The sequence below is a fragment of the Rhizobium sp. 05N49 genome, assembly GCF_056396805.1.
On record NZ_JBFTME010000031.1, the window covers coordinates 40003 to 46002 of the forward strand.

Below are 6000 nucleotides of genomic sequence, written 5' to 3' on the forward strand. Positions count from 1 at the left end.
AAAATACTGGCCCAGCTGGCAAAACGCTATGGGCCGGGATGCTGGTGACCAATAGACACGACAACCGAGGGGCGGTCAATCGGGAGGAATTCTCGACCTCCCGCAGGCAATGACAAATTGAATGTGGCGACGTGCCCGGCGCATTGCTCGGGGTTTGGCGCTCCGACGAAGACGATGCGAGGTCGGAATATCGAATACAGATGCGAGACGGCCAACTATCGGTGGGCGCGAAGGACTATCTCGATGGCGAGCAATACGCAATTTCGAACGTCTCACATGATTCACGACGGGTGGAATTCGACACTTTCATGCCGTCGACTTCACGAACGGGACATATCACCATAACGACAAGCGGCTCGGCTGATCGCGCCAACGTCCGTTTTACATTTACCGAAGTCGGTGTCATGACGAGGCGCCGGGAGGATTGACCCTAACGTTAGGTTAGGTCCGACAGCCGACATTTAGGGTTGGCCGCTTTGCGCCCTTGGCGGACATCGAACCGTCGATGTATCTGTGTATCATCGTGCTGTGACACCCATGGTCGGAGCTTTCATGTCATTCACAAAACCCGACGCTGATCTTTTCTACCGCTTGGAAACTAGCCTCCATCGTCCCGATACGAGGATGTCGCCCCAACAGGTCTCGGACCTTCTGGCCGATGAGTTTTTTGAATTCGGGAAATCGGGGCGGGTCTATAACAAGCAGATCACGGTCGATGCACTCGCGAGCGAAGGCTCGTCGGGAACAACCATTGTGCCGCAGGTAGCCGACTTCTCTGTCACCTCGCTCTCAAGCGACGTGGTCTTGGTGACTTATCGAAGTATTCGCGTTGCAGACGAAACGTCTAAAAGCTTCGAAACGCTGCGTAGCTCGATCTGGAAACTGAGTTCGGGCCGTTGGCAGATGGTTTTTCATCAGGGAACGCCTATCCCGCAAGAATGACCGGATTGGACCCGAGAGCCGTCTGCCGCTCAGCGTCATTTGCGGTCATAGGTGATATCGGTATTTTGACGTCTTAACGCGTGGAGAGGGCCCGATGGAGTTCAAGCAAGACCACTTCCTTCAGGCGGTTGCATCCCGCAATATTCCGAGGATTAGGATCGCTGGTATCGTTATTGCTGACGATGCTGTCCTCGTCCAGCAACCCGCAGACGACACCCATTCTTGCTACGCATTCATTGGCGGCGAGTATGAGGTCGGAGACACCTTTGAGACACGTCTTCGAGCGGAATTCGAAGAGGAAACAAATGCGAGCGTGGTTGAGGCGCAGTACCTTTTCTGCGTCGAAAATTACTTTCGATATAAGGGCAACCTTATCCAGCAAGCGGAACACTATTACTCCGTAAAGCTGGATAGGCGTGACATCGAAAGCCGAGAAGCACACCTGAAGCAAGTGTGGATACCGTTGTCTCAGTTCGGACAAGCAGACGTGAGGCCAGTAGCCGTGGGGGATGCTGTGGCGGACGGAAGCTACATGACTAAACGCCATATTGTTCAACTGCCAGACTAGTCCTCATGACCGCTTCGGGCCGACAGCCGACATCGACAGTCGGCCGCTTTGCGCCAGAAGCGGTCATTCGGTTGCAGATCAGGCGTCGGCATCCCTCGACCTCATTGCGGCCGTTTCGTGCAGTTGTGCTTTCTCCTGAAAGCAGACATCCTCCGTTAGTCAGAGGAGCCGTTTCATCATGGATAGCTCAAGCACGATGACGAGCTGGAGCGCCGCCTGGCCGCGGCCGAAGATCGAGCGCCAGATCGAAAAAGAATGAACCAACCTTCACGGCTTTTGCTTATGACTGCGACGCAGGAAAATACATGCATGGACAAACGATGACGCTGCCTCACATCCCCGCCGCCGTGATCTTCGACATGGACGGGCTGATCTTCGATACAGAAGCTCTCTATCAACAAGCGTTTCTTCAGCACGCGTCCTTGCGGAATGCCTCAGCTACCCCGATCTCGATCCATCCTGATCTGTCGCAGCATGCTGTGGCCCGACACGATGAGTTCGAACAGAAAGGCTGCCAGCGAAGACATCAGGGAAACGATCGCGCCACCAAAGAACCACACGAGATTTTCTGGCCGGAGCCGGATTGCCAGCGCGCCCGAAAGAAGGTTGAGGATTGCGCAACAGGTACAAATGCCGGCGACAACGCCAAGTATGACCGCGGCCTCGAGGATCAAAGTCCGGCTTCGCAGATAGACGAGCTGATGCAACCGGTTCTCTCGTGGGAGGTGAGTGTCCGTTGCCTCGTTCAGCCTGTCCGACACGCGCCCTAGACGGGTGACGTAGATTCCGACAAACGCCGCTGTACCAGCGAGCAGGAATACCGGGGCAAGCGAGGTTTGGATTACCTGAGCGTAGTCGACTATGATCGGCGGGGTGTCCATATGGATTCCGTATCAATTCGATGCTGCAACAGGAAATCCATACGATGGGTGCTTCCACCAAGGCAAATCGAAAAAGCGAACTCTGAAAGGCTCACCTGAGGTCGGCATTGGGCCGACAGCCGAGATTCAGGGTTGGCCGCCTTGCGCCGGTTGCGGTCATCCGCCTTGGGGCATCAGAGCCTGCTGACCGCTTCCACGACTTCGCGCAGCGCAATCGGTTTTTGCAGGCGCTTGATATTGGCGAGGTCATCGGGGATCACGTCCGGATCGTATCCCGTGAGAAAGATGAACGGTATGCCGCGCTCCAGCAATCGATGCGCGATTTCGAACTTCGGGCCCCCGCCGCCGAGATTCAGGTCGAGAACGACCGAGGTCGGGGTCTCATGTTCGAGCAGATGTGCTGCGTCCTCCGCTGTGGGGGAGGGTCCAAGAACGACCGCGCCCGCGCCGCGCAGAGCAGCGGCAGTGTCCGACGCAACATAATAGTCGTCTTCCACGACGAGGATCGTCTTGCCGCTCAGATCAGGTGCTCCGGTCATATCGACAGTTCCTCCATATAGCCGCGTCGGTACGGGCGCATCGGTTTCCAGAATGCTCTCAGCTTCGCGAAGCGGAAACTCGATATGACATCTGGCGCCCTCGGGCTCGATCGTGGTCTTTCCAGTGCCCCGGAGTTCGTAGGGAATCCTGGCCTCGATGAGCTCCGAGCCGAAGCCGCGGCGGGTCGGCGGGGCACGCGATGGCGCGCCTTCTTCGACCCAGTCGATTGCGATCCAGGTTTTTTCCCGCTTTTCGAAAAGGGTCCAGGTGACAGTCACCTTTCCCCTGCTGACCGAGAGCGCGCCGTATTTCAGGGCGTTGGTCGATAGTTCATGGAAGGCCAGGGTTAGAACTTCCACGGCCTTGGGGGATAGCATGATGTCGGGGCCTGTCAGTTCATACTGATTTTCGGAGTGCGCTTGTGCCCCGATTTCGCTTTCGAGGATGTCACGCATCCATCCGCCCGCATTGGCCTGGCGCGTGAGGAGGGTCTGGACCCGAGCCAGGGCCAGAAGACGTCCAGCAAGGGACGTCTTGTAGTCTTCCACATCCGCAGCGCCATCCGCAGACCTGACGGCCATGGAGCGGATCACCGCCATGATGTTGCGCACCCTATGCTGCAGTTCATGCAGCAGGACGCCCTGGTGCTCGACGGCCATCTTTGTTTCGGTGACATCTTCCGCGATGCCGCCAACGCGCTGCACATTGCCGTTCTCGTCAAAGAGGGGGAAATCCGTGTCCCTGATCCAGCGGAATGAACCGTCGTCTCGCCGAATGCGGAACTCGTGAATAGCAGGGTCACCATGACAGGCCTGCTCTATGTGATGGCCTGCGGTCTCCCGATCCTCGGGCAGGACCATCGCGGCCCAGTATTTGATGTCGCCGAGGAGCGCGTCCGGTTCGGTGCCATAGATCGTCGCGATGGAGGGGCTGACGAATTCCATTCTCAAGGTTTCTGCGTCTCTGATCCAAAGGCCGGATGAGGACGCATTGGCAAACTGCTGAAACCTGTTTTCGCTTTCACGCAGGGCGATCTCGGCGCGTTTGCGTTCGGTGATGTCATAGAAGACGCTGACCAGGCGCCTGCTTCCAGAGCCGCCGACGCGTGCGGTGGAGCTGTGAACCCATCGTCCGGTGGGCTGGTGCCACTTTTCAATCTGCTCGGCTACTCCGGTCTCAACCACCCTGMCAAACATTTCAATCCAGTATGGCTCCGTTCCAGGCATGAATTCACTGGCCAACCTGCCTGCAACATCCTTCAATCCGCTCTGCTGTTCGTACCCGGCATTGGCCTCTATGATCCTCCAATCAATAGGCCTGCCGAAGTTGTCGTAGATCATGTCGAAGACGCAGCAGGCTTCGATCATGGTTTCAAACGCCGCACGAAACTTCGCCTCGCTCTGCCGCAAGACGTCGATCTCGGCCCTGGCGTCCGAGAGGAGGCGCTCCAGTTCTCGTGCATCAGCCACAGCCAAGCTCCTCGCGCAGGACATCGCTCACGAAGTCGATAGGCCACAACTTATCACACAACTCGATGGTAGATCGGCTATTTCAAAGCCGACGTCCGGTCTGGGCGAAAGCAGGTTTCAGCCGCTTGTCCGCCGCGGATAATTCCACGGCATCGGCACGTCGATCTGGCTCTGCCTGTGGCCGTTGACGATAGCGGTGAGTGTAGCGGACAGGCAGGAGAAAGGATCGCCAGCGTTGAGCCTGCGATGATCGCCCGGTTCTCCGCTCTTGCATCGTGCCCGGCGAAGAGAGCATTCTTCCGATCGAGTGCTATCGGTCTTGTCGTTCTCCCGACACTGTTGACGCGATCAGGGGAGGCTCAAGTCCAGGCCAAGCATCCCGCCAAGGACGAAGGCGACGAGCCCCGTGCCCAGCAGCGCCAGCGCAAACATTGCGACCATCGTGCCGCCCGTGCGCAGTGCCGCTCGCCTCTCGCCCTTTTCTCCTCGGTCGTAATGCCACTTGATGGCGAAGAACATGGCCATTCCCAACGCGAGAACCTTGAAGATAACGAAGACTACGGGGATCCAATCCATCTTGGAGACTTTCATGTACATCAGCTACGCGCCTTATGATCTCATCTTGGGCAAACGGATACTTCCGATGATGCAAGGCAGCTATGTAATGGCAGGTGGCAGTTTCCTGGCCGGTGTCGTTGGCGTTCGGGAATGACCGCTTCGGGGCCGAAAGGAGACGGACAGCTTCCGGGATTTAGGGTGCCAGAAGGGGACTTCGGGTCTGAGTAGGCAGCGTTGAGATCAGGCGTTCCGGATCGACGATCTCCTCGACACGAGGAAAGTGGGCGGGAAGAGAGCCTCGATTGGCTGGGGGAGGCGGGAATTCCAGAAGCGGACATTTGTCAGCTGGTTTCTGTGGTGCGCGGAGCGCCCATCGGATAGGCAACCGTTGCAGAAGCTATACAATCGACGCGCACATGCACGATTTTCTCTGGGAACCGTTTCGAAATGTCCTCTTCGCCACACTGCCGATTTTGCCGATCCAATAATCTCCTCATCGATAAGCCTTTGGCGATATCGGAAAGCTTCTACCTCCTTGGCAGCATCGATCCCGCGAGACCAGCACAGGCGATAGTCGTGCCTGAGCGGCATGTCGAAACTCCCTTTGAAATGACCACGCAAGAGTGGTCATCGATTGGTGGGATACTGAATGACGCAAAAGAACATCTGTCCTCTACATCGCCTGACGGCTATACCATTGGTTGGAATGTCGGCTCGGCGGCAGGCCAAGAAGTCTTCCACGCTCACATGCATGTAATAGCGCGCTTCAGGTATGAAGAAAGCGCCGGCAGAGGACTGCACGCAGCGTTAAAGCCATCATGATCATATCTGGAGGATGGCCCTCGTCCGCTTCGCGCCACAAGCGGAGAAATGTTTTCCGATTTGTTCGGCGCGCTCGATAGGCTTTGACCTGAGACCCTGAACTTCCTCCAGATTTTGGTAGAGTCCGTCGTATCAAGGAGACGGACGGAATGAAGCATTCACGGTTCACAGACGAGCAGATCATCGGCATATTGAAAGAGCAGGAGACCGGCATGCGGAC

The 6000-nt window shown here is 56.9% G+C and carries 7 protein-coding genes and 1 pseudogene; 4 read left to right on the plus strand and 4 right to left on the minus strand.

Annotated elements, in window-relative coordinates; translation table 11 throughout:
• Window positions 1–552 precede the first annotated feature (552 nt).
• Together AC1DF8_RS33730 and AC1DF8_RS33735 are read left to right on the plus strand one after the other, a co-directional pair.
• Complete coding sequence (locus AC1DF8_RS33730; RefSeq protein ID WP_478157079.1) at window positions 553–942, plus strand: nuclear transport factor 2 family protein; 390 nt, start codon at window positions 553–555, stop codon at window positions 940–942.
• A 94-nt stretch (window positions 943–1036) separates the two neighbouring features.
• Window positions 1037–1510: an NUDIX domain-containing protein gene (locus AC1DF8_RS33735; RefSeq protein ID WP_478157081.1), complete on the plus strand. Its 474-nt coding sequence runs from the start codon at window positions 1037–1039 to the stop codon at window positions 1508–1510.
• A gap of 434 nt (window positions 1511–1944) precedes the next feature.
• Here the strand turns inward: AC1DF8_RS33735 and AC1DF8_RS33740 are convergent, their stop codons facing one another.
• From AC1DF8_RS33740 to AC1DF8_RS33755, 4 genes and pseudogenes are all read right to left on the minus strand, one after another.
• Window positions 1945–2391, minus strand: a complete 447-nt coding sequence (locus AC1DF8_RS33740; protein WP_113116331.1) for a DUF2721 domain-containing protein — start codon at window positions 2389–2391, stop codon at window positions 1945–1947.
• Between the two features lie 173 nt (window positions 2392–2564).
• Entirely contained in the window at window positions 2565–4400 is a 1836-nt protein-coding gene (locus AC1DF8_RS33745) for a PAS domain S-box protein (protein WP_478157083.1), read from the minus strand.
• Window positions 4401–4517: 117 nt separating this feature from the next.
• Window positions 4518–4741 (minus strand): annotated as a pseudogene (locus AC1DF8_RS33750) (IS66 family transposase); the annotation flags it as partial.
• Window positions 4742–4748: 7 nt separating this feature from the next.
• Window positions 4749–4997, minus strand: a complete 249-nt coding sequence (locus AC1DF8_RS33755) for a hypothetical protein (protein WP_478157085.1) — start codon at window positions 4995–4997, stop codon at window positions 4749–4751.
• Here AC1DF8_RS33755 and AC1DF8_RS33760 point away from each other — a divergent pair.
• Together AC1DF8_RS33760 and AC1DF8_RS33765 are read left to right on the plus strand one after the other, a co-directional pair.
• The gene (locus tag AC1DF8_RS33760; RefSeq protein ID WP_478157087.1) at window positions 4990–5112 is read left to right on the plus strand and encodes a hypothetical protein; all 123 of its coding nucleotides are present in this window, start codon (window positions 4990–4992) and stop codon (window positions 5110–5112) included. The two genes, AC1DF8_RS33755 and AC1DF8_RS33760, sit on opposite strands and share 8 nt — an antisense overlap.
• Window positions 5113–5405: 293 nt before the next feature.
• Window positions 5406–5780, plus strand: coding sequence for an HIT family protein (locus AC1DF8_RS33765; RefSeq protein ID WP_478157089.1), 375 nt, complete (start codon window positions 5406–5408; stop codon window positions 5778–5780).
• The last annotated feature ends 220 nt before the right edge of the window (window positions 5781–6000 follow it).